Origin of the sequence: Endobacterium cereale, assembly GCF_009617585.1 — a bacterium.
GTDB classification, from domain to species: Bacteria; Pseudomonadota; Alphaproteobacteria; order Rhizobiales; family Rhizobiaceae; genus Neorhizobium; species Neorhizobium cereale.
The window spans coordinates 393,363-415,978 of sequence record NZ_WIXI01000022.1; the positions used below are offsets into that span (position 1 = coordinate 393,363).

The window sequence follows — 22,616 nt, forward strand, 5'->3', positions numbered from 1 at the left end:
TTTTCTTAACCGCGTTACCAGATTGGCGGCTCGCAGATCATTCTGCGGGCCGTTTTTTATTGTTTCGAGCGCTATCCTCGACACCAAATTTGATCAGGCAGAAACAGACATGCTCCTGCGTACGACTATATTTGCCTCCGTCGCCGTCGTGGCCGCCACGCAGGTTCCGCGCCTGTTCGAGCATATGCAGCAACGCCAGCCGGAAATCAGTGCCAAGCAGAACGTGGTCACGCCGCAAGTGCAGAAAGCCGCCTTGCCCAACGGCCGGATCAGCCTCAAGGCGGACGGGCGTGGGCATTTCTTCGGCACATTTCAGATGAATGGCAAGTCCATTGAGGGTTTGGTCGATACCGGTGCTTCGACGATCGCTATCAATGAAACGACGGCGCGCCGGCTGGGCTTTACCGGAAATGGGCTCGATTTCCGTTACAAAGTCGATACTGCCAATGGCCGGACGGATGCTTCAAGGATCATCCTCGACCGGGTCGAGATCGGCACGGTTCGTGTGCGCAATGTCGAAGCCATGGTTCTGCGTGACAAGGCTCTGAGCGGCACGCTTGTCGGCATGAGTTTTCTGTCGAAGCTTCGATCCTATCAGGTCCAGGATGGCGGTCTGACACTGGTGCAGTGATCAGCCGATCCGCTTCAGAACCGTCTGCGTTTCTGCCGGCGCGTCATCCGTGATCATGAATAGCCGCGCCACCTCACCCGCAATACGTTCCGCATCCTCTTCGTTGGCGGCATGAACAAACGCGATGGGTTGGCCTTTCACAACCTTCGTCCCGAGCGGCAGAAGGCCATCAAGACCGACACGGTGATCTATTGCATCCGATGCGCGGCGACGCCCTCCCCCCAGTTCCACCACCGCCATGCCGAGCGCTCGCGTCTGACACTGGGCAAGATAGCCGTCGCGAACTGCAGGTACAAAAACCTTCACCGGGGCAGCCGGGAGATAATTGTGTGAGCGCTCCAGAAAATCCGATGGTCCACCCAGTGCATGGACCATACGGCCAAACACCTCTGCCGCGCGGCCGCTCTGTAGCGCCGACCTTGCGGCCTGCTCGCCGTCGGACAGGCTTGCTACAGCACCCGACTGCACCAGCATTTCCGCAGCAAAAGCGAGAACCACTGTCTCCAGTCGGGTACCCGCCTTGGAGCCCTTCAGGAAATCAACACAATTGACGATTTCCAGCGCATTGCCGGCAGCATCCGCCAGCGGCTGATCCATGTCGGTGATCAAGGCTGAAGTTGGGACACCTGCGCCAATGGCGACATCGACAAGGGAGCGGGTAAGATTTTCGGCGTTCGCCAAATTGCTCATGAAGGCGCCACTACCAACTTTCACGTCCATCACCAGCGTCTGCAGCCCGGCCGCGAGCTTCTTGGACAGAATGGAGGCGGTGATCAATGGTACGGATTCTACAGTCGCCGTGACGTCACGAATGGCATAAAGCCGCCGATCGGCTGGGGCGAGATCGGACGTCTGGCCGATGATGGCGCAACCGATCTCATCCACCGTACGGCGCAGCAGCTTCTCATCCGGCATGATGTTGTAGCCGGGTATGGATTCCAGCTTGTCCAGCGTGCCACCGGTATGACCGAGGCCACGGCCGGAAATCATCGGCACCGCCAAGCCGCAGGCAGCAGCGATCGGTGCCAGCATCAATGAGACATTGTCGCCGACACCGCCGGTGGAGTGTTTGTCGGCAATCGGCCGGGTGACATCACCCCAGGACAGCACATCACCGCTGTCACGCATGGCAAGTGTCAGCGCTATGGTTTCATCCCGCGTCATGCCGCGAAAGAACACGGCCATGGCAAAGGCCGCCACCTGCCCCTCGGAGATGCGGTCCTCGCTCATGGCGCGAATGAAGGCGGCGATCTCGTTGGCCGAGAGCACCTCGCCATCACGCTTGCGACGAATGATCTCCTGCGGGATCATGCCAGCTCAGTAACCGCCGGATACGCGGGCCGACCCACTGCCCGACAGAACCGCGAGAATGTCGTCCAGCAGGCTGGACGCGCCAAACCGGAAGGTCGACGGCATGATCCAGTTAGCACCCATGATGGTTTCGGCGGAACGCAGATAAAGGTCTGCATCGGCAACCGTGCCAACACCACCGGCCGGCTTGAAGCCAACGCGCTTTTTCGAATCGCGGATGACCTGCAGCATGATATCGGCCGCTTCCAGCGTGGCATTGACGGCGACCTTGCCGGTCGAGGTCTTGATGAAATCGGCACCGGCCTCGATGGCCAGTTCCGATGCCCGGCGGATGAGCGCACGTTCCTTCAACTCGCCGGTCTCGATGATTACCTTCAGGCAAGAATTCGGGCACGCACTTCGCACGGCCTCGACCATGGTTGTCACGGCAGCTTCATCGCCAGCGACGAAGGCGCCATAAGGGATAACCAGATCGATTTCGTCGGCACCATCGGCCACGGCCTGTTCGGTTTCCTTCACGACTTCGGCGACCGGCAACGCACCGGACGGGAAATTCACGACGGTGGCGATGCGCACCATGTGCCCTTCACCCAGAATGGAGCGGGCATGCGCAACAAAACGCGGCCAGATGCAAATGGCGGCACTGTTACCATAAGGTGTCTGCGCGCGCAGGCACAGGTTTTCGATTGCGGCATTGTCGCAATCGTCGCGCAGGTTGGTGAGGTCGAGAAGCGAAAGCGCAAAAGACGCCGCCTCGCGTGGGCTTTTAAGCTCCATGGTCAGTACCTCCGAAGTTCATGCATGGGCCCGAAAATCGAAGCTGATTTCGGACGGCGAGATAGGCAGATTCTAAGTCTTACAGCGGCGTTGATGCGTCCTTTATGACGCATGGCAATGCAAACGGCGGAAATCTGTTGGGAAGCCATATTTACCACCCGATCGCCGGCTGGCAACCCGGTGAGGCCATCCATTTCCAAGCAGTTGAAATCAATCAATGATTGGGAATATCAAACCGGTTGCTGAAACATTTCGGCTAGGATGGATGCAAGGCGCGCACCACCGATCGGTGCCGTATCCTTGGTTTCCTCATGGCTCAATTCGGCGCCCGTCATGCCGGCCGCAAAGTTGGTGACCACGGAGGCGGCTGCAACTTTCAAACCGAAATAACGCGCGAGAATGACTTCCGGCACGGTGGACATGCCCACGGCATCCGCACCCAGAATACGCGCCATGCGGATTTCCGCCGGTGTTTCGAAACTCGGGCCGGAAAACCACATATAAACGCCGGAAAACAATTGCGCACCGCGGCGGATTGCAGCGTTGCGCATGGCAGTGGCCAAATCCGCATCATAGGCGTTGGTCAAGCCGACGAAACGGCGATCGCTGGCTTCACCGATCAGCGGGTTCATGCCGGAATAGTTGATGTGGTCGGTGATCTGCATGACCGAACCGGGCGGCATGTCCTCGCGCACCGAACCTGCCGAATTGGTGAGGATCAGCGCCTGCACGCCGAGACCCGCCAGAATCTCGATCGGCGCACGCATGGCATTGGCATCGCCATGTTCGTAATAATGGGTGCGACCGGACAGCATGATGACAGGCTCGCGGCCGAGATAACCGGCCACCAGTTCGCCCGCATGACCGCTGACGCCGCCCTTCGGAAAGCCAGCCAAATCCTCATAAGGAATGCGGATCGGATCCGTCACTTCATTGACGATCGGCCCTAGGCCGGACCCAAGCACGATCGCATGGCGAGGCACGAGGCCGTTCAGGCGCTCGACGAGAAGATCGATGACGCTGTTCAAACCCTCGGTCATTACCTGCCCTCTTTCAACCGATGACGTCGGTCTTGAAGGAAAAGGGCAGCAGTTCTTCCATCGTCATGGTCTTCTGCACGCCCTGTTCGTCGCAGAGATAAACGCGGGTATCGGGACCGGCAAATTCGGCGATCTTCTGACGGCAACCGCCGCAGGGCGGGCAGAGCGCCAGTTTTTCGGCAATCACGGCGATTTCCCTGATGCGGCGACCACCGCCCATGACCATGGCACCGATTGCCGTCGGTTCGGCGCACCAGCCCTGGGGAAATGACAGGTTCTCGATATTGGCGCCGACATAGACCTTTCCGTCCTCGGCGCGGATGGCCGCGCCGACGGGAAATTTGGAATAGGGCGCGTAGGCACGGCCCATGGCATCGCGTGCTGCTTCGAACAGATCATGCGCCATATCAACGCTCCTTCACATAAGGCACGCCACCAGCCTTGGGCGGGTGGGCGATGCCGATGAAACCGGCCAGAAGAACGCAGGTGAGAACATACGGCATGACCTGAAAGGCCTGCACGGGAACTTCGCCGATGCCCGGCACCGGCTTGCCCTGCATGAAGTTTCCAACGGCATCGAGGAAACCGAACAGAAGGCAAGCGAACATCACCGGCACCGGCTTCCACTTGGCAAAGACCAAAGCGGCGAGCGCGATATAACCCTTGCCGGCCGACATGTTGTTGATGAAAGCAGCGGACTGGGCAATCGAAAGATAAGCGCCGGCAAAGCCACCCAGAAAACCGGTAACGACCAGAGCGCGGTAACGCAGCCATATGACCGAGATACCGGCCGTATCGACCGCCGCCGGATTCTCGCCGACGGCGCGCAGGCGCAAGCCGAAGCGCGTGCGATAAAGCACCCACCAGGACAGAGGGACTGCGGCAAAAGCCAGATAAGTGAGAATATTGTTGCCCGAAATGACATTGGCATAAAGCGGACCAATGATCGGCACATCTCTCATGACATCAACGCCGGGCAAAATGATCGGCAGAAAGCGCGCTTCACCTGCAAGGCTCGGTGTGCGCCCCCCCTGATTAAACCAGGCCTGGGCAAGAACGACCGTCAAACCTGCGGCGATGAAGTTCAGTGCCACGCCGGAGACGATCTGGTTGCCGCGATTGGTGATCGAAGCAAAGCCGTGAATGAGCGAAAACACAATCGAAATGCCAATGCCGCCGAGCAGGCCGATCCAGGCATTGCCGCTGACATAGGCGAGACAGGCGGCAGCGAAAGCGGCGGCCAGCATCTTGCCTTCAAGACCGATGTCGAAAATGCCGGCCCGCTCGGAAAACAGGCCTGCAAGTGCCGTAAAGATCAGCGGGATCGACAGCCGGATGGTGGAGCCGAGAATGCTGACAAAGATATCGAAATAATCCATGGCCTCACTTCCCCCCCGATTTCTGGCCCGCAAACTGCTGGTAGATCCGCACCATGGCCGGGCGGAACATATATTCGAGCGCACCGGCAAACAGGATGACGAGACCCTGGATCACGACGATCATTTCGCGGGTGATATTGGGCATTTCAAACGAAAGATCGGCACCGCCCTGATACAGAATACCGAACAGCAGCGCGGAAAAGATTATGCCGAGCGGATGGCTGCGTCCCATCAATGACACGGCAATACCGACGAAACCGGCACCGGCCACGAACTCCACCTGCAGGCGGGCAGACGCCCCCATGACCGGATTGAGCGCCATCATGCCGGCAAGACCACCGGAAATCAGCATGGCGATGATGACCGTGCGCGAATAGGGAATACCGGCATAAGCGGCGGCCGACGGCGAGATGCCGAGCGTGCGCATTTCATAGCCGAGCTTGCTGCGCCAGATCAGCAGCCAGACGAGATAAGACATCACAAGCGCGATGATGAAGGACACGTTGAACGGTGCTGGACCGAGCTTCATGCCGAACAAGGCCATCAGCCAGTCCAGCTTCGGCAATTGTCCACCGGGAAGGAATGTCCGGGTTTCCGGCGCCATCTTGCCGGGCACGATGAACACGTTGACCAGCAGATAGACCATCAGCCCGGCGGCGATGAAGTTGAACATGATCGTGGTGATGACCACGTGGCTGCCACGCTTGGCCTGCAGCCAAGCAGGAATGAAGGCCCAGCCGGCACCGAACAGCGCTGCACCGATGACCGCGAACGGCATGGTCACGTACCATGGCACGTAATGATCGAGCGCCAATGCCACGAGAGCAGCACCGAGACCACCGACATAGGCCTGGCCTTCGGAGCCGATGTTGAACAGACCGGCATGGAAGGCAACCGCGACCGACAGGCCGGTGAAGATGAAGCTTGTCGTATAGAACAGTGTGAAACCGATGGCCTCACCGCGACCAAGCGCACCCTCGATCAGGAGTTTCAACGCCTCGAACGGATTTTCGCCTATCGACCAGACGACAAGGCCGGAAATGAAAAATGCGACAGCCAAATTCAGCAACGGCAGAACACCGTAACTGATCCAGTTGGGTAGGGGCACGGACGCTGTACTCATGATTTCCTCACACCGCTCCGGCCATCATCAGACCGAGCGTCTGTTCACCGGCGTCCGGCGTTTCTTCACCCACCACCTTGCCGGCGAACATGACGATGATGCGGTCCGACAGGGAGCGGATTTCGTCTAGTTCGACCGATACCAGCAACACGGCCTTCTGCGCTTCACGCATCTCGATGATGCGCCGATGGATAAATTCGATGGCGCCAATATCGACGCCACGCGTGGGCTGGCCGATGATCAGCATTTTTGGGTCGCGCTCGATTTCGCGGGCCACCACGATCTTCTGCTGGTTGCCGCCTGAAAAATTAGCCGTCTTCAGACGCGGGTTCGGCGGGCGAATGTCGTATTTTGCGATCTTTTCCTCTGCATCCTTGCGGATGGCATCGAGATCGAGAAGAGCGCCACGGCCGTAACGCGGCTCGCGGTGATAACCGAGCACGGAATTTTCGTATTCCTCGAACTTGAGGACGAGACCCATATGGTGCCGATCTTCCGGGATATGCGCCAAACCGATCTGGCGCAGCTGCGCAGGATCGAGACCGGCGACCGGCTGGCCGTCGATGAGGATTTCACCCGAGGTCGGCTTGCGGATACCGGCTATCGCTTCCAGCAGTTCGGACTGACCATTGCCCGCCACACCGGCAATACCGAGGATCTCGCCTTCGCGCACATCGAAGGATACGTTGTCGACCATGGTGACGCCACGGCCGTCCTTGACCGTCAGGTTCTTCACCGACAGCAGCACCTTGCCCGGCTGCGCCTCGCCCTTTTCGACCCGGAGCAGAACGCGGCGACCAACCATCAGTTCGGCCAGTTCTTCCACCGTCGTTTCCGCCGTCCTGCGTGTGGCCACCATTTCACCGCGGCGCATGACCGAGACTTCATCGGTGATCGCCATGATCTCGCGCAGCTTGTGGGTGATCAGCAGGATCGTCTTGCCCTGATCGCGCAGGACTTTGAGGATGCGAAACAGGTGATCGGCCTCGGCCGGCGTCAGCACGCCCGTCGGCTCGTCAAGAATGAGGATTTCGGCGCCACGATAGAGCGCTTTTAGAATTTCGACACGCTGCTGCTTGCCGACCGGCAGTTCCTCGATCACCGCATCGGGATCGACGTCGAGCCCGTATTCGGCCTCAAGACGCTTCAATTCCTTGCGGGCACCGCTCACGCCCTTGGCCAGCAACTGCCCGCCTTCAGCGCCGAGCATGACGTTTTCCAGCACGGTAAAATTTTCGACCAACATGAAATGCTGGTGCACCATGCCAATACCCGAGGCGATCGCCGTCTGGCTATCGCGGATCGTCACGGCCTTGCCATCGATACGGATCTCGCCGCGATCTGCCTGGTAAAAGCCGTAGAGGATCGACATCAGGGTCGACTTTCCGGCCCCGTTTTCACCGATAATGCCGTGGATCGAGCCCTTGGCGACGGTCAGATTGATATTTTTATTGGCATGAACGGCACCGAAACTTTTATCGATGCCCGCCAGTTCGATCGCGGGATGCGGGGTCAAGCGCAGCCTCTCCTTCGCACAAGGGCGGAATCAAGATACGACTAGGGCGCATGGCGTCTCCACCATGCGCCCCGGATATTCAGATTACAGCGGGCACTTATTGTCCGTCATGTAATCGTGGACCTTGACGGTACCGGCAATAATGTCAGCAGTCGCCTTGTCGGCAGCAGCCTTCATTTCCGGCGTGATCAGCGCCTTGTTGTTGTCGTCGACAGCGTAAACAACGCCGCCATCCTTGATACCGTTTGACTGAACGCCGGCGGTGAACTTGTCTTCAGCCAGGTCCTTGTAGGCGTTGTAGACGGCCAGATCGACGCGCTTGACCATCGAAGTCAGAACCGAACCCGGATGAACGTGGTTCTGGTTGCTATCCACGCCGATCGAGAACTTCTTGTTATCGGCAGCGGTCTGCAGAACGCCGAGACCGGATGCGCCGGCTGCCGCGTAGATCACGTCGGCGCCCTGATCGATCTGGTTCTTGGTGAGTTCGCCGGCGCGAACCGGGTCATTCCATGCGGCACCGGTCGTGCCGACCATGTTCTGGAACACCTGCATGTCGGACTTCACCGACTTGGCGCCCTGGGCATAACCGCAGCCGAACTTGCGGATCAGCGGAATGTCCATGCCGCCGACGAAACCGACCTTGCCGGTCTTGGATGCCATGCCGGCAAGAAGACCAACGAGGTAGGAACCTTCTGCTTCGTTATAAACGACCGAGCGAACGTTCGGCAGCTCAACAACGGAGTCGACGATCACGAACTTGGTGTCAGGATATTCGGCAGCGACCTTTTCCATGGCCGAGGTCCAGGCGAAGGACACGGCGATGACCGGACTGAAACCCTTGCTGGCGAAGTTGCGGATCGCCTGCTCGCCCTGCGTATCGCTGGTCGGCTCGAAATCGCGGTATTCGGTGCCGAATTCCTTCTTGTACATTTCAGCGCCGTTATAGGCTGCTTCATTGAAGGATTTGTCGAATTTGCCGCCCGTACCATAAACCAGCGCCGGCTTGATCTCCGCAGCAATCGCGGTGCTCGACAGCATGGCTGTGGCAATGAGGGTCAGAAGGGTTTTCGTCATCGTGCGCCCTGTTTTCTTAAGTTTTTGATCTCTTATGGTTCCCCCCGCACTTCCTGCCGATCAGAACACGGCGGATAGTCTGCGGCACCGATGCCTTTATCTTTGGGCTTGCGGCAAAATTATAGTTGCATGCCCGGTGCAAAATTTCACGGGAAATCTTTCACACCGTCGAATGTGACACATATTTTTCAATTTTCTTGATCGTGGCGCAAAAAAATCGAGATGATTCGACTTAAGCCGAAAAACGTCCAAATGGCTTTGGCCGCCGGTAACCGGCGATCCAGAGAACAAGCGCCATCACCAGAAATACGGCACATGCCGGCTGCGTCAGCAAAAAGGCAGCGCCCTGCTGCCAGGCGTCAGCATGGATGTAGCGCTCCACCATATCTTCGGCGGCGACCAGCGTTCCCGGACTGAGCGCAATCCAAAGATCCCCCATGCTTGCCAACGAGACAGACGAAGAAGCAACGGACTGAATGGAATCCAGCGTGCCGGCTCCGATTGCAGCGACCAAAGTCAGCAGGCTGAGAAAATGAAAGATAAGAGACATGGCCGCCGGAGTGATTGAGAAGCTTCAACAATCCTAGAGTAAATGGCGCTTGGCGGCTTGGCAACGGAACAGAGTTTTGCAAACCGTCATCCAACCGTCAGATTTCGGTTGATCCTGAAAAAATCATAGGTATATATCGCGCCGACCGCTGCTTCGGGAACTTCCCCAGCAGCCCTTCCCGGAAGGACAGGTGGCCGAGTGGTTTAAGGCGCACGCCTGGAACGCGTGTGTGCGTGAAAGCGTACCGTGGGTTCGAATCCCACCCTGTCCGCCATCTCTCCCTACTCCAGATTCGAAAACGTCAACCAATCATACGTCGAGCACGATGCGCGTGTTCCCGCATTTTTCGCATCGGAAACTCGACCGCTCAGGCGTAAAAATCGTCTTCCGAAGTTCTCGTCGAAAAATAAGCCAGAAGGGCAAATGGCAACGCTATAAAAAGCAAAAGCCATGTTTTGATGCGCGAGAAGAATGGCTGCGGAAGATGCGTATCGACCGGCTCGGCCGTCGTCGGCTTGAGGCTGACCTTGTTTTGCAAAAGCAGTTCGGTCAGCTGGCGGTTGTCTTCTGCCTTTGTCCCATCGGCATTGGGCTGGCGTGTGGACTTTGTCCTGCTGAGATCAGGCATGGTATGCTCCAGACGGCCAATCAATAGCAATTTAATGAATATTCAGGCTAATTGTTAATGGTTAACAATTCAAGCGCGGTGGCTCAGACGGTACCTTGACGCAAACAAGGAGCGACCATGATCGATCACCCCTTGTTCGACGTTCATGACGTCAGAAAGCATGAGGCCTTCAATCAGCCCCAAGCGCCAGCTTCTTCCTGCTCGGCGAAAGCGGCCTGCAATTCCATCTGCACGGCATTCATGAACAGTGCCGCCTGATGCGAGATTTCCACGTCCGACACGCCCTGCGTTTTCAGACGCAAGGCAAAACCTGCCATTTCCTGACGCCAGAAGCGGTTGGCTTCCTCTCCATGCAGATGGGTCAGGGCTTCGCTGCAACGGCGGATATCGGCCATGCGGCGGTCGGCAGGAAATTGGACGAGGGTCATGCGGTCTCCACTCAACGCGACGCGGGCGAATCGCCCAGGAACTGTCGCCAGAATCGGGCCTAGTTCTTCACAAATGTTGAACGAAACCCCTGAGAAACCAGGATCGCTACAATTTTAGCGAATTTTCGCGGAAACAAATCCGAGCGACGCTCGTTACACCTCCAACACTATGTCCGGTGAAGATCTGGCCTGCGCCCTTTTGGCGCCGGGACGATGCGTCGTTTCCGTGATGGAGGAATGCCATGCAGAAGCCCATGTGGAACAGCGCCGTCACGATCGGAGCCGTCGAGATCGCCGGGCCTTTCGAGGCCTTGTCCTTCCTCGACCACGGCTGGCCGAACCACAAGGGGCCGCGCTTCGTTGATGCCCGGTTCGCCTGTCTGGCAGCCCTGGATGAACGCACCGACCCCGAAGATGCCAAGGCGCGATTTGCCGAGGCGCTTCAGGAAGCACAGCTGCACTGAGCGGTCGAAAAGACCCGAACAGACGATTTTCGCATGCCGATTAGCGACGGTCCGAAACGGATCGACGCACTACGCCAACACCGTAGACACGTCAGGATCTGCCATGAACGTCTATTCCCGTTTCACCGATGCCGCATCCACCCTGCCACCAGCGCGCATCTATTACGTCCATCCGCTGATGCTGCGGGGAATTTCAGCGTGGCGCGAGGTGTTCGAACATGCGCGTACGCTCGGCTTTGATACGATCCTAACGGCACCGCTATTTCGCCGCGCGGAAGGTGCGAGCGTTTTCGTTTCCGACGATTACGAGCAGGCCGATCCGCAATTCGAACTTGGCGACGGGATCGATGACGCCATCGGTCAACTGTCACGTCTGGCGAAGGACAATGGTCTTTCGCTGATGATGGATATTGTGCCCGGACGCATGACGGACACGGCAAACGTCGCGACCGCTGCAACGGACCCGCGCCAGACGCCCACCCTTCGCGGCAGCCGCGCCGTCGATCCATCCGAGCAGCTCAACGAATGGCGGCAGCGGCTGATCCGGCTCGGCGAAGTCGGCCTTTCCGGTTTTCGTTGCCTGGAACTCGAAACCCTGTCCGCCGACGCATGGCGCTCCCTCATCTCGGGCGTCAAACAGCAAAAGCCGGACCTGCGCTTCTTTGCCTGGACGCCGGGTACCGCCTTCGAAACACGGCGTGCGCTCGGGCAGGCCGGCTTCGATGCCAGCTTCTCGTCGCTCGCATGGTGGAATTTTCAGGAAGGCTGGTTTGCCGAGGAATATGATGCCCAGATCGGCTTTGGCCGCGAGATCGCCTTTCCCGAAGGTCCGTTTTCGAAACGCGTGGCGCATGGCACGGACAGCGCCGAAGTGCTGGAACGCCGAGCCGAACGTGCCCTGAAACTGGCAGCCTCGCTCGGCGGCGGGTTGATGGTGCCGATGGGTTTCGAATATGGCGCCGCCACGCCGCTCGACCCGACCTATGGCAATGGCGGCGGTCTGCGCATCTTGCGCGATCGCCCGACATTCGATCTGTCCGGCGCGATCCGCACGGCCAACGAAACCCTCAAACAATCCGGCGATTTCGAAAAACAGCCACTCGGACTGATCGCCTCCAGCCATTCGCCGGCTGCCGCCATCGTGCAAGGCGATCGTGGCGATCTCCGCATTTCCGACAGCGTGCGGGTGATCCTGTTCAACCGTGACCTGCGCCGCAGCGCCACCCCTCCCCTCCACGCCATCAGCGAAGCGGCATCCGCCTTCCTGCCGCTCACCGACATGTCCGCACGCGGTGAACCGCTGACGGAAAAGCTGCGGCTTAAACCCGGTGAACTCAGGATTTTCGAGGGACATGTTTCCGATCCCATCCTGCCGACCGCCAAGGTCGAACCGGCAGCCAAAGCCGCATTGTCGCCTCGCCTCGCCATCGAAAAGGTAACCCCTGCGGTCGATGACGGGCGTTTTGTCGTCAAGCGCGTGGTTGGCGAAACCGTCATTGTCGAGGCCGATGTGTTCGGCGATGGCCACGATCCGCTTTCCGCTGCCCTTCTCTGGCGCACTGCCGACAGCGACAACTGGAACGAAGTGCCGATGGCGCTGGTGCTGAACGACCGCTGGCGGGCCGAATTTCCGCTGAAACGCATGGGCCGCCACGAATTCGTGGTCGAAGGCTGGCGCAACCCCTTTCAGATCTTTCGCTACGAGTTCACCAAGAAACACGAGGCGCGGCTCGATCTGCGGCTGGAAATCCAGGAAGGTATCAACCTCGTTCTCGATGCTCTCGACAATGCCGACGGCAACCTAAAGACCGAGCTGAAAGTGCTTTTCGATCACCTGACGGCGGCCGAGGACGAACAGCGCATCAAAACCCTTCTGGCGCTGGAGACCGCTGACCTGATGGCGGAAGCCGACCGGCGTCCGCACAAGGTGCACTCCAACACCATCCCGGTCGATGCCGAACGCACCGCCGCCGCTTTTGCCAGCTGGTACCAGATCTTTCCGCGCTCCCAGAGCGGTGATCCGAACCGTCACGGCACGTTCGATGATGTGATCGCCCGCCTGCCGGCGATCCGCGCCATGGGGTTCGATGTTCTTTATTTTCCGCCGATCCACCCGATCGGCACGACCAATCGCAAGGGCAAAAACAACACACTGACGCCAGGTCCCGACGATCCCGGCAGCCCCTACGCCATCGGCTCGCCGGACGGCGGCCATGACGCCATCCACCCGCAGCTCGGCACATTCGACGATTTCGACCGGCTGGTGGATGCGGCCGCCGAACACGGGCTTGAGTTGGCGCTCGACCTCGCCATTCAGGCCTCGCCTGATCATCCGTGGCTAAAGGAACATCCCGGCTGGTTTGACTGGCGGCCGGACGGCACGATCCGTTACGCCGAAAATCCGCCGAAAAAATACGAGGACATCGTCAACGTCGATTTTTATGCCGGCGAAGCGATCCCCTCGCTTTGGACGGAACTGCGCGACGTGGTGCAGAAATGGGTCGATCACGGCGTCAAACTGTTTCGCGTCGATAATCCGCACACCAAACCGTTTCCCTTCTGGGAATGGCTGATTGCCGATATCCGCTCACGCCACCCGGACGTGGTGTTCCTGTCGGAAGCTTTCACCAAACCGAAGGTCATGTACCGGCTGGCAAAAGTCGGCTTCTCGCAGTCCTATACCTATTTCACCTGGCGAAACGCCAAGTGGGAACTCGAAGAATATATGCGCGAGATCACCACAGAAGCGCCAAAAGATTTCTTCCGTCCGCATTTCTTCGTCAATACCCACGATATCAACCCGGATTTTCTGCAGAACGCGCCGCGCCCGGCCTATCTGATCCGCGCGGCACTGGCGGCAACACTGTCCGGTCTCTGGGGCGTCTATAACGGCTTTGAGCTTTGCGAAGGCCGACCGGATGTCAAACGCAAGGAATATGCGGACTCGGAAAAATACGAGATCCGTGCCTGGGACTATGATCGTCCCGGCAATATCAAGCCCGAGATCACGCTTCTCAACCGCATCCGTCGCGAAAATCCGGCGCTGCATTCGCATCTCGGCCTGCAGCTTCTGAGCGCTTCGAACGACAACATCCTGTTTTTCGAGAAATCGAGCCCGGGGCATGAAAATGTCGTGCTGGTGGCGATCAGCCTCGATCCGCACCAGCCACAGGAAGCCGATGTCGAAATCCCGCTCTGGACTTTTGGCCGGCCCGACCACGCCACGCTCGACACGCAAGACCTGATCACCGGCCAGTCATTCGGCTGGACCGGAAAATGGCAGCACATCCGGCTCGAACCCGGCAGGCCATTCGCCATCTGGCGCGTGCGATAAACCGGGACGATGGGAGGAGAAAAACAATGGATATCTCACGCACGCAGGCGAAAATGAAAAACGAAGCACAGCCGGAAGCCGAAACAGTGTCGTCGGATCCCTTGTGGTACAAGGATGCCGTCATTTACCAGTTGCACATCAAATCCTTCTTTGATGGCAATGGCGATGGCATCGGCGATTTTCATGGCCTGCATGAAAAGCTCGACCATATCGCCTCGCTGGGCGTCACCGCCATCTGGCTCCTGCCCTTCTTCCCCTCGCCCCGCCGCGATGACGGTTATGACATTGCCGATTACAGCAACGTCAGCCCCGACTACGGCACGATGGAGGATTTCCAGAACTTCGTCGAAGCCGCCCATGAGCGTGGCATCAAGGTCATCATCGAGCTGGTCATCAACCACACATCCGACCAGCATCCGTGGTTTCAGCGCGCCCGCAATGCGCCGGAAGGCTCGCCGGAGCGCGATTTTTATGTCTGGTCCGACAGCGACCAGAAATTTCCCGAAACCCGGATCATCTTCATCGATACCGAAAAATCCAACTGGACCTGGGATCCGGTGGCCGGTGCCTATTATTGGCACCGCTTCTATTCCCACCAGCCGGATCTCAACTTCGACAATCCCGAAGTGATGAAGGAACTGCTGGTGATCATGCGGTTCTGGCTGGAAACCGGCATCGATGGTTTCCGCCTCGACGCCATTCCCTACCTCATCGAGCGGGAAGGCACCAACAACGAAAACCTGCCGGAAACCCACGATATCCTGAAGCGCATCCGTGCGGCACTCGATGAAACACATCCCGGCAAAATGCTGCTGGCCGAGGCCAACCAATGGCCGGAGGACACGCGCGATTATTTTGGCGATGGCGACGAATGCAACATGGCGTTCCACTTCCCGCTGATGCCGCGCATGTATATGGCGATCGCCAAGGAAGACCGTTTTCCGATCACCGACATCATGCGGCAGACCCCGGAAATCCCCGAAAACTGCCAATGGGCGATCTTTCTTCGAAACCACGACGAACTGACGCTGGAAATGGTGACCGACGAGGAGCGTGACTACCTCTGGAACACCTATGCAGCCGATCGCCGTGCCCGCATCAATCTCGGCATTCGCCGCCGCCTCGCGCCGCTGATGGAACGCGACCGTCGCCGCGTCGAGCTGATGAACGGCCTGCTTCTCTCCATGCCCGGCACGCCGGTTCTCTACTACGGCGACGAGATCGGCATGGGCGACAATATCTATCTGGGTGACCGCGACGGCGTGCGCACGCCGATGCAATGGTCGCCCGACCGCAATGGCGGATTTTCGAAAGCCGATCCGGCTCGGCTCGTCCTGCCGCCGATCATGGACCCGCTTTACGGTTACGAGGCGTTGAATGTCGAAGCGCAGGGCGCCGACGCGCATTCGCTTCTCAACTGGACGCGTCGTATGCTGGCACTGCGCAACAAGCACCCGGCTTTCGGACGTGGATCGCAGCGTTTTCTGAGCCCCGGCAACCGCAAGATCCTCGCCTATCTGCGGGAATATCAGGGCGAGACGCTGATGTGCGTCTTCAACCTGTCGCGCCTGCCGCAGGCGGTTGAGCTCGACCTCTCGGAATTCAACGGCCGCGTCCCGATCGAACTCACCGGCATGTCGCCCTTTCCGCCGATCGGCCAGCTGACCTATCTTCTCACCCTGCCCCCCTACGGCTTTTTCTGGTTCCAGCTAGCGCCGGAATCCGAAGGCCCGGCATGGCGGACCGCACCGCCCGAGCAGATGCAGGACATGGTCACCATGGTTCTGCGCAACGACCTGCAGGAACTGATCGACCAGCCACGGCTGGCGACGGCTCTTTCCAACGACGTGCTGCCCTCGTACCTCGGCAAGCGCCGCTGGTTCGGCTCCAAAGGTGCTGTGCTCAACTCGGCGCAACTGGTCACCGCAACGCCGGTCGCCTTTGCCGACAATGTCGTGCTTGGCGAACTGGAAGTCGATCTCGACGGCCACAAGGACACCTATCTCCTGCCGCTATCCATCGCCTGGGATGATACGCAGCCGAGTGCGCTGGCGCATCAACTGGCCTTGGCGCGAATCCGTCAGGGCCGCCGCGTCGGTTTCCTCACCGATGGTTTTTCGGCTGAAGCGCTGGGGCGTGGCGTCATAAAAGGCCTGTGCGAACGCACGACGATTTCCGGCCGCACCGGCACGCTGGAATTCGTCGGCACCGACAAGCTCGACTGCATGGCCTTTGCCGATGATCTGCCGGTGCACTGGCTTTCGGCGGAACAGTCGAACAGCTCGCTTATCCTTGGCGATCTGGCGATGATAAAGCTCATCCGCCACGTCTTTCCGGGCATCCACCCGGAAGTGGAAATGACCCGTTACCTGACCAAGGTCGGTTACGCCAACACGGCGCAGCTGCTTGGCGAAGTCGCCCGCATCGACCCGGACGGCAACCGCTTCACGCTGATCATCGTACAGAGCGCCATCCGCAATCAGGGTGAAGCCTGGACATGGATGCTCTCCAACCTGCGCCGCGTCATCGATCAGGTGGTGGTGACGGGGCTGGACGGCGATGCCGCCGACGACCAGTTCCAGCCGCTGGTGGATTTTGTCGCGACCGTCGGTCAGCGCCTCGGCGAATTGCATGTGGCTCTGGCCCAGCCGACCGATGATGCCGATTTCAAGCCGGTCGAGGCCGATAGCACCGACGCCACCCGCTGGCGCGATGCAACGGTCAAACAGATCAGCGACAGTCTGCGCATTCTCGAAACCGGCATCGACGATTTCGAGGAGCATATCGCCGCCGAAGTCTCCGATCTTCTCAAGCACCGCGACGAATTGCTGGATCTGACCAAAAAACTCGCCGCCTCCATCGACGGCACGCTGATGACCCGCAATCACGGCGATTTCCATCTCGGCCAGATCCTCGTGGCCGAAAGCGATGCTTACATCATCGACTTCGAGGGCGAACCGACCCGCGATCTGGAAGAACGCCGCGCCAAAAGCAATCCGCTGCGCGACGTTGCCGGCCTTCTGCGGTCGCTGAGTTATCTCGGCGCCTCCGCCGATCTCGACCGCGAGATCGTCAGCGAGGTGGACGATGCCCGCCATGGCGAACTGGTGGATCGTTTCATGAAATTGGCGGAACCGGCTTTCCTGCGCGCCTACCTGACAGTGGCGGATGGCTGCGAACTGCTGCGCATGCCCCAGTCGCAGCGCGAAAACATTCTCGACCTCTTCCTTCTGGAAAAGGCAGCCTACGAGATTGCCTATGAAGTCCGCAGTCGGCCGCATTGGCTGCCACTGCCTCTGGCCGGCTTTTCGGCCATCGCCAATCGTCTCCTCAAAACATCCCGAGCGGAGAACAACCGATGAGATATGAGCGCACCGACCTGATCATCGGCACCGTCACGGAAGGGTTGAACGCCCTTGTCGACGGCCGGCACGGCGATCCGTTTTCCATTCTCGGCCGCCATCATTATGGCGAACTGACCGTGGTGCGGGCGCTTCTGCCCGGCGCCGTTTCCGTGGAGGTGGTCGAGCGCGACAGCGGCCGCATCCTCGCCACCCTCGACAACATCCATGCCGGCGGCCTGTTCGCCGGCGTGGTCGGTTCGACGACGCCTTATCTCTTTCGCATCCAATGGCCGGACGCAGTGCAGGAAACCGAAGACCCCTATTGCTTCGCCCCTCTGCTCGGCGATCTCGACCTGCACCTGATTGCGCAAGGCACCCATTACGATCTTGGCCGCACGCTCGGCGCCATCCCCATGGAGGTCGATGGCATATCCGGCGTCCGTTTCGCTGTCTGGGCACCGAATGCGCGGCGTGTCTCAGTGGTCGGTGATTTCAACGCCTGGGACGGCCGCCGCCACCCGATGCGGCAACGCCCGCAGGCCGGCGTCTGGGAATTGTTCCTGCCGCGCCTGACCGCCGGTGAACGCTACAAGTTCGAGATCATCGATGCGCATGGCAATGTGCTGGCCCAGAAGGCCGATCCGGTTGCCCGCGCCTCCGAAGCCGCCCCGTCGACAGCGTCTGTGGTGGCCTCGTCGCGTCCCTTTGCCTGGACCGACGATGCATGGATGCAGCGCCATGACGCCCGCGCCGGCGAAGGCGCGATGTCTGTCTATGAAGTGCATCTCGGCTCATGGCTGCGGATTGCCGAGGAAGGCAACCGCTCGCTCGATTGGGTCGAGCTCAGCCAGCGCCTCGTGCCTTACGTCAAAAGCCTCGGTTTCACCCATATCGAAATGTTGCCGATCATGGAGCACCCGTTCGGCGGCTCATGGGGTTACCAGCCGCTTGGCCTGTTCGCACCGACCGGCCGTTACGGCACGCCGGAGGATTTCGCCTATTTCATCGACCGCTGCCACGCGAGCGGCATCGGCGTCATCCTCGACTGGGTGCCGGCACATTTCCCGACCGATGTCTGGGGGTTGGCCCGTTTCGATGGCTCCGCGCTGTACGAACACGAAGACCCTCGCGAAGGTTTTCACAAGGACTGGAACACGCTGATCTACAATCTCGGCCGTAACGAGGTGAAAGGTTTTCTGATCGCCTCGGCGCTGGAATGGCTCGAACATTTCCATATCGATGCGCTGCGCGTCGATGCAGTCGCCTCCATGCTCTACCGCGATTACAGCCGCAACGAAGGCGAATGGATCCCCAACCAGTATGGCGGCCGGGAAAACTGGGAAGCCGTCGAATTCTTCAAGCACCTCAACAGCATCATCCATGACCGCTGCCCGCATGCCTTTACGGTGGCGGAGGAATCCACCGCATGGCCGGGTGTCACCAAGGCGCCGGAAGACGGCGGATTGGGTTTCGATTTCAAATGGAACATGGGCTGGATGCACGACACGCTGCATTACATGTCCGACGATCCGGTCTACCGAAAATACCACCACGGCATGCTGACCTTCGGGATGATCTACGCCTATTCCGAACGGTTCATGCTGCCGATTTCTCATGACGAGGTCGTGCACGGTAAGGGATCGCTGTTCGGAAAGATGCCGGGGGACCACTGGCAGAAACTCGCCAACCTGCGCGCCTATTTCGGGTTCATGTGGGCGCATCCAGGCAAAAAATTGCTTTTCATGGGTTGCGAGATTGCCCAGGAAAGCGAATGGAACCATGACGGCTCCGTCGTCTGGGATCTGCTCGACCGGCCCGATCACGCCGGCATGCAGCGGCTGATCGGCGATCTCAACCGGCTTTATTCGGCAGAACCGGCTCTGCAGTTCGGCGATCTCGATCCGGCCGGCTTCGAATGGGCGGTATCGGACGATGCCGAAAGCTCGGTGCTTGGGATGTTGCGCAAATCACGCGACGGATCGTCCATGGTTCTGGCGGTATCAAACCTGACGCCGCTGCCACGCCATGGCTACCGGGTCGGCGTGCCGATGGAAGGACGTTGGCAGGAGGTCTTGAACACCGATGCCGACGTCTATGGCGGCTCCAACCTCGGCAATGTCGAGGCCTGGACAAGCGCAGACCAGTCACACGGCCGACCCTATTCGGTGACGCTGACATTGCCTCCGCTCTCGACCATCTATCTCAAATGGTCGGCGGCCTGATGCCCATCGGCCTCAGGCGAACAGTTTCAGCCGTGCCGGAGGTGTGCCGGTGCGGCCGCTCTTGCGATCCACGGCAAACTGGATCAGGTCTCGCGAGGCCTGATCGGTTAGCGGTTTCGCCATGACGCCGACTACGCCCGGGACGCCTTGGACGACGACACCCGGATTGCCGGTGACCATGATCACCACGATACCGGAATCGGCCAGCATGCGGGCAATCTCGGGGCCTGTCTCGCCATCGGCAAGGCGCACATCGACAAAAGCGATATCGGCGTCCCGACTGTAATTCAGCGCCACCTTCATGTCCGGTGCGATGCCGACAACCTTGTGGCCGCTGCGCTGCACCGCATCCTCGATATCCATGGCGACCAGCAAGCTGTCTTCCACGATCAGAAAACGATATTCCAAGATAAGTCCTCCATGCTCGCCAACGAAGATAGGTTTCAAGCGCGAGGCGGCAATAGAGCGTTTGGCCAACAAATGGAAGCGGACCCAAAACCAGTGTCCGATAGCGGACCGGCTGAAGACAAACTTAACCGAACACATTTTTTGATATTCAGTCGGAACAAAACTGATCCCCTGTCGTTTAAGCCTTTGCTTTGGGTTCTGGGGATTATCATGGCTGGTACATTCAGGCAGCTTTGCTGCGCGTCGTCTTGCATGGCTCTGCCTGCGCGAATGAATGCTTCGCCTCATGCTCGCCATATCTACCTCTGATTACCAATCACAATTCATCTCCGACGATTCGCGTGTTTCGTCAGACCGCAATGCCGCAAGGAACCACCGCCCCATGACACCCGAATCCAGGCGGGCGCTCGTCGAAAGGATTTTCGACAAGGCGCGAAAAAGCGGCCAGACGATCGATGATGATGCCCGGTTCATCGGCTGGATCGAGAACTGGATCGAAGGCGATATCGAGATAGCTGATCTCAGGGAAAAATATCGGGAGCTTCTGCTGTCGCGAAGACACACGAAAAAAGGAGAGTAAGGTCGGATTATTCCCGGCCCTACTCTTCTGATTGCCTATTTGAACAGCATCTTGAACTGGCGCGGCTGGCACCTGAGATATTGTGGCGCTGCCCGTACGCTTTCTCCAAAATGCGCGGCGGCATGCCAGGGCCAGCGCGGATCATAGAGAGCTGCCCGAGCGATCGCCACCATATCGGCATCACCAGTCACCAATATGGCTTCGGCCTGCTCGAATTCGGTGATCAGACCAACGGCGATGACCGGTACCGAGGTCTCGGCCTTGATGGCGCGTGCGAACGGAACCTGATAATTCGGTCCAAGCGTGATGTTCTGATGTGCCGCTAGGCCGCCGCTCGACACGTGAATGGCGCCGCAGCCACGCTTTTCCAGTTCTTTGGCAAAAGCGATCGTCTGACCGACATCCCATCCGCCTTCTGCCCAATCGGTCGCGGACACACGCACTGTCACTGGCCGCTCGGCAGGGAACGCCTCACGCACGGCATCGAATACTTCCAGCGGAAAACGCATGCGGTTTTCCAGTGAACCGCCATAGTCGTCCGTGCGCTGGTTCGAAAGCGGGGACAGGAATTGATGCAGCAGATAACCGTGGGCAGCGTGGATCTGCACGGCATCGATATCGAGCCGCGCCGATCGACGCGCCGCATCTACAAAGGCATCGCGAATACGGATCATCCCTTCGCGATCAAGCGCCGTCGGGCGATCATAATGCGGCTGGAACGGCGCGGCACTGGGTGCAACGGTCTTCCAGCCCCCCTCTGCATCTGGCCCGATCTGCGAACCACCCTTCCACGGAACCTCGGTCGATGCCTTGCGGCCGGCATGAGCCAGCTGAATGGCAATCGGCATATCGGACATGCGCCTGATACCTTCGAGAACACGGCCCATGGCCTGTTCGTTCTCGTCAGAATAAAGACCGACATCCGCATAGGAAATTCGGCCCTCGGGCGAAACCGCCGTCGCCTCTATCGTCAGGATGCCGGCACCCGATGTGGCCAGCATCCCGAGATGCATCATGTGCCAGTCGGTCATGCAGCCGTCCACGGCAGAATAGGTGCACATCGGTGCAATGACGATGCGATTGCCGAGCGTCAGTTCGCCAAGCGTGACGGGCGAGAACAGTCTTGTTGCGCTCACGGGAAAAGTCTCCAATAAAATGGTGAAACACAGGTGATACCATGCACCCGCGTGAGAGGATCACACAAGCGCGTGTTGGGGTGCGGGATCGGCAGCAAAAAGCCGCCCTCCTGAAAAGGGCGGCCTGATATCTTTTGTGAGATCAACGGTTGGTGTTGCGCGTGATCTCAAACAGGAACCAGACGCGGCGTTCGCCTTCATCGATCCAATTTTCCAGAAGGCTGGCAGTACCAACATCGTTATATTCGTCGCAGAGGTCATGCAGCTCACGCATGCTGGCGACCAGCGATCCGTTGTCGTCGCGCAACTCGGCCAGCATTTCATGGGGATGAACGAAGTCGGCATCATTGTCCGAAATGCGCTGGAGACGGGAAATTTCGCCGATCGAGCGCAGCGTGCCGCCGCCGATCTTGCGGGCGCGTTCGGCCAGCGGATCGGTCATTTCAAACAACTGGTCGCCGTGCTCATCGAGAAGCAGGTGGTAATCGCGAAAATTGGCGCCGGACATGTGCCAGTGAAAATTCTTGGTCTTCAGATAGATGGCAAAAACATCCGCCAGAAGCTTGGTGATGCCTGCGGAAATGTCGCGCACACCATCTTCGGAAATGCCGCTCGGCGTCCTCAACGGAGCTTCGCGATGGGATTTGGTCGAATTGTCCATGGAAAAT

20 protein-coding genes and 1 tRNA gene are annotated in these 22,616 nt (G+C 59.1%); 7 read left to right on the forward strand and 14 right to left on the reverse strand.

All coding sequences use genetic code 11. The features are described from left to right. Nucleotides 1–109: 109 nt before the first annotated feature. Entirely contained in the window at nucleotides 110–631 is a 522-nt protein-coding gene (locus GAO09_RS02160; RefSeq protein ID WP_153352399.1) for a TIGR02281 family clan AA aspartic protease, read from the forward strand. Here the strand turns inward: GAO09_RS02160 and deoA are convergent, their stop codons facing one another. The 9 genes from deoA to GAO09_RS02205 all read right to left on the reverse strand — a co-directional run bounded on the left by deoA (nucleotide 632) and on the right by GAO09_RS02205 (nucleotide 9,404). Next, a complete protein-coding gene (deoA, locus tag GAO09_RS02165; RefSeq protein WP_153352400.1) occupies nucleotides 632–1,942 on the reverse strand; it encodes a thymidine phosphorylase in 1,311 nt (436 codons plus the stop codon). A 6-nt stretch (nucleotides 1,943–1,948) separates the two neighbouring features. Then, the gene (gene deoC, locus GAO09_RS02170) at nucleotides 1,949–2,719 is read right to left on the reverse strand and encodes a deoxyribose-phosphate aldolase (RefSeq protein WP_153352401.1); all 771 of its coding nucleotides are present in this window, start codon (nucleotides 2,717–2,719) and stop codon (nucleotides 1,949–1,951) included. 230 nt (nucleotides 2,720–2,949) lie between these two features. Further along, nucleotides 2,950–3,759, reverse strand: a complete 810-nt coding sequence (locus tag GAO09_RS02175; protein WP_153352402.1) for a purine-nucleoside phosphorylase — start codon at nucleotides 3,757–3,759, stop codon at nucleotides 2,950–2,952. 13 nt (nucleotides 3,760–3,772) lie between these two features. Next, nucleotides 3,773–4,165, reverse strand: a complete 393-nt coding sequence (locus tag GAO09_RS02180) for a cytidine deaminase (protein WP_153352403.1) — start codon at nucleotides 4,163–4,165, stop codon at nucleotides 3,773–3,775. 1 nt (nucleotide 4,166) lies between these two features. Continuing rightward, complete coding sequence (locus tag GAO09_RS02185) at nucleotides 4,167–5,138, reverse strand: ABC transporter permease (RefSeq protein ID WP_153352404.1); 972 nt, start codon at nucleotides 5,136–5,138, stop codon at nucleotides 4,167–4,169. Nucleotides 5,139–5,142: 4 nt separating this feature from the next. Further along, entirely contained in the window at nucleotides 5,143–6,261 is a 1,119-nt protein-coding gene (locus tag GAO09_RS02190; RefSeq protein ID WP_153352405.1) for an ABC transporter permease, read from the reverse strand. Between the two features lie 7 nt (nucleotides 6,262–6,268). Beyond that, nucleotides 6,269–7,777, reverse strand: a complete 1,509-nt coding sequence (locus GAO09_RS02195; protein ID WP_153352406.1) for an ABC transporter ATP-binding protein — start codon at nucleotides 7,775–7,777, stop codon at nucleotides 6,269–6,271. Nucleotides 7,778–7,861: 84 nt separating this feature from the next. Beyond that, entirely contained in the window at nucleotides 7,862–8,854 is a 993-nt protein-coding gene (locus GAO09_RS02200) for a BMP family lipoprotein (RefSeq protein ID WP_153352407.1), read from the reverse strand. Nucleotides 8,855–9,086: 232 nt separating this feature from the next. Beyond that, entirely contained in the window at nucleotides 9,087–9,404 is a 318-nt protein-coding gene (locus GAO09_RS02205) for a hypothetical protein (RefSeq protein WP_153352408.1), read from the reverse strand. Between the two features lie 184 nt (nucleotides 9,405–9,588). On the opposite strand from GAO09_RS02205, the gene GAO09_RS02210 reads away from it, so the two are divergent. Then, a tRNA-Ser gene (locus GAO09_RS02210) sits at nucleotides 9,589–9,678 on the forward strand. 93 nt (nucleotides 9,679–9,771) lie between these two features. On the opposite strand, the gene GAO09_RS02215 is transcribed toward GAO09_RS02210, so the two are convergent. Together GAO09_RS02215 and GAO09_RS02220 are read right to left on the reverse strand one after the other, a co-directional pair. Beyond that, nucleotides 9,772–10,032, reverse strand: coding sequence for a hypothetical protein (locus GAO09_RS02215; protein ID WP_153352409.1), 261 nt, complete (start codon nucleotides 10,030–10,032; stop codon nucleotides 9,772–9,774). Between the two features lie 173 nt (nucleotides 10,033–10,205). After that, entirely contained in the window at nucleotides 10,206–10,460 is a 255-nt protein-coding gene (locus GAO09_RS02220; RefSeq protein WP_153352410.1) for a DUF6074 family protein, read from the reverse strand. 242 nt (nucleotides 10,461–10,702) lie between these two features. Here GAO09_RS02220 and GAO09_RS02225 point away from each other — a divergent pair, with 242 nt between their 5' ends. The 4 genes from GAO09_RS02225 to glgB all read left to right on the forward strand — a co-directional run bounded on the left by GAO09_RS02225 (nucleotide 10,703) and on the right by glgB (nucleotide 19,824). Then, nucleotides 10,703–10,924 carry a DUF982 domain-containing protein gene (locus GAO09_RS02225; RefSeq protein WP_153352411.1) on the forward strand — a complete coding sequence of 74 codons (222 nt, stop codon included), beginning with the start codon at nucleotides 10,703–10,705 and terminating at the stop codon, nucleotides 10,922–10,924. Nucleotides 10,925–11,027: 103 nt separating this feature from the next. Further along, nucleotides 11,028–14,258 carry an alpha-1,4-glucan--maltose-1-phosphate maltosyltransferase gene (locus tag GAO09_RS02230; RefSeq protein ID WP_153352412.1) on the forward strand — a complete coding sequence of 1,077 codons (3,231 nt, stop codon included), beginning with the start codon at nucleotides 11,028–11,030 and terminating at the stop codon, nucleotides 14,256–14,258. Nucleotides 14,259–14,311: 53 nt separating this feature from the next. Continuing rightward, nucleotides 14,312–17,620 carry a maltose alpha-D-glucosyltransferase gene (gene treS, locus GAO09_RS02235; RefSeq protein ID WP_153352702.1) on the forward strand — a complete coding sequence of 1,103 codons (3,309 nt, stop codon included), beginning with the start codon at nucleotides 14,312–14,314 and terminating at the stop codon, nucleotides 17,618–17,620. Beyond that, nucleotides 17,617–19,824 carry a 1,4-alpha-glucan branching protein GlgB gene (gene glgB, locus GAO09_RS02240; RefSeq protein ID WP_153352413.1) on the forward strand — a complete coding sequence of 736 codons (2,208 nt, stop codon included), beginning with the start codon at nucleotides 17,617–17,619 and terminating at the stop codon, nucleotides 19,822–19,824. Before treS ends, glgB begins: the two co-directional genes overlap by 4 nt. A 12-nt stretch (nucleotides 19,825–19,836) precedes the next feature. Here the strand turns inward: glgB and GAO09_RS29515 are convergent, their stop codons facing one another. Beyond that, complete coding sequence (locus GAO09_RS29515) at nucleotides 19,837–20,232, reverse strand: response regulator (RefSeq protein WP_209018574.1); 396 nt, start codon at nucleotides 20,230–20,232, stop codon at nucleotides 19,837–19,839. Nucleotides 20,233–20,614: 382 nt separating this feature from the next. Between GAO09_RS29515 and GAO09_RS02250 the strand changes: the two genes are divergently transcribed. After that, nucleotides 20,615–20,812, forward strand: coding sequence for a hypothetical protein (locus GAO09_RS02250; RefSeq protein ID WP_153352415.1), 198 nt, complete (start codon nucleotides 20,615–20,617; stop codon nucleotides 20,810–20,812). A 35-nt stretch (nucleotides 20,813–20,847) separates the two neighbouring features. Here GAO09_RS02250 and GAO09_RS02255 read toward each other — a convergent pair whose 3' ends face one another. Both GAO09_RS02255 and GAO09_RS02260 read right to left on the reverse strand, forming a co-directional pair. Beyond that, a complete protein-coding gene (locus tag GAO09_RS02255) occupies nucleotides 20,848–21,948 on the reverse strand; it encodes an NADH:flavin oxidoreductase/NADH oxidase (RefSeq protein WP_324184963.1) in 1,101 nt (366 codons plus the stop codon). A gap of 142 nt (nucleotides 21,949–22,090) precedes the next feature. Continuing rightward, complete coding sequence (locus tag GAO09_RS02260; RefSeq protein ID WP_153352417.1) at nucleotides 22,091–22,609, reverse strand: Dps family protein; 519 nt, start codon at nucleotides 22,607–22,609, stop codon at nucleotides 22,091–22,093. Nucleotides 22,610–22,616: the final 7 nt, after the last annotated feature.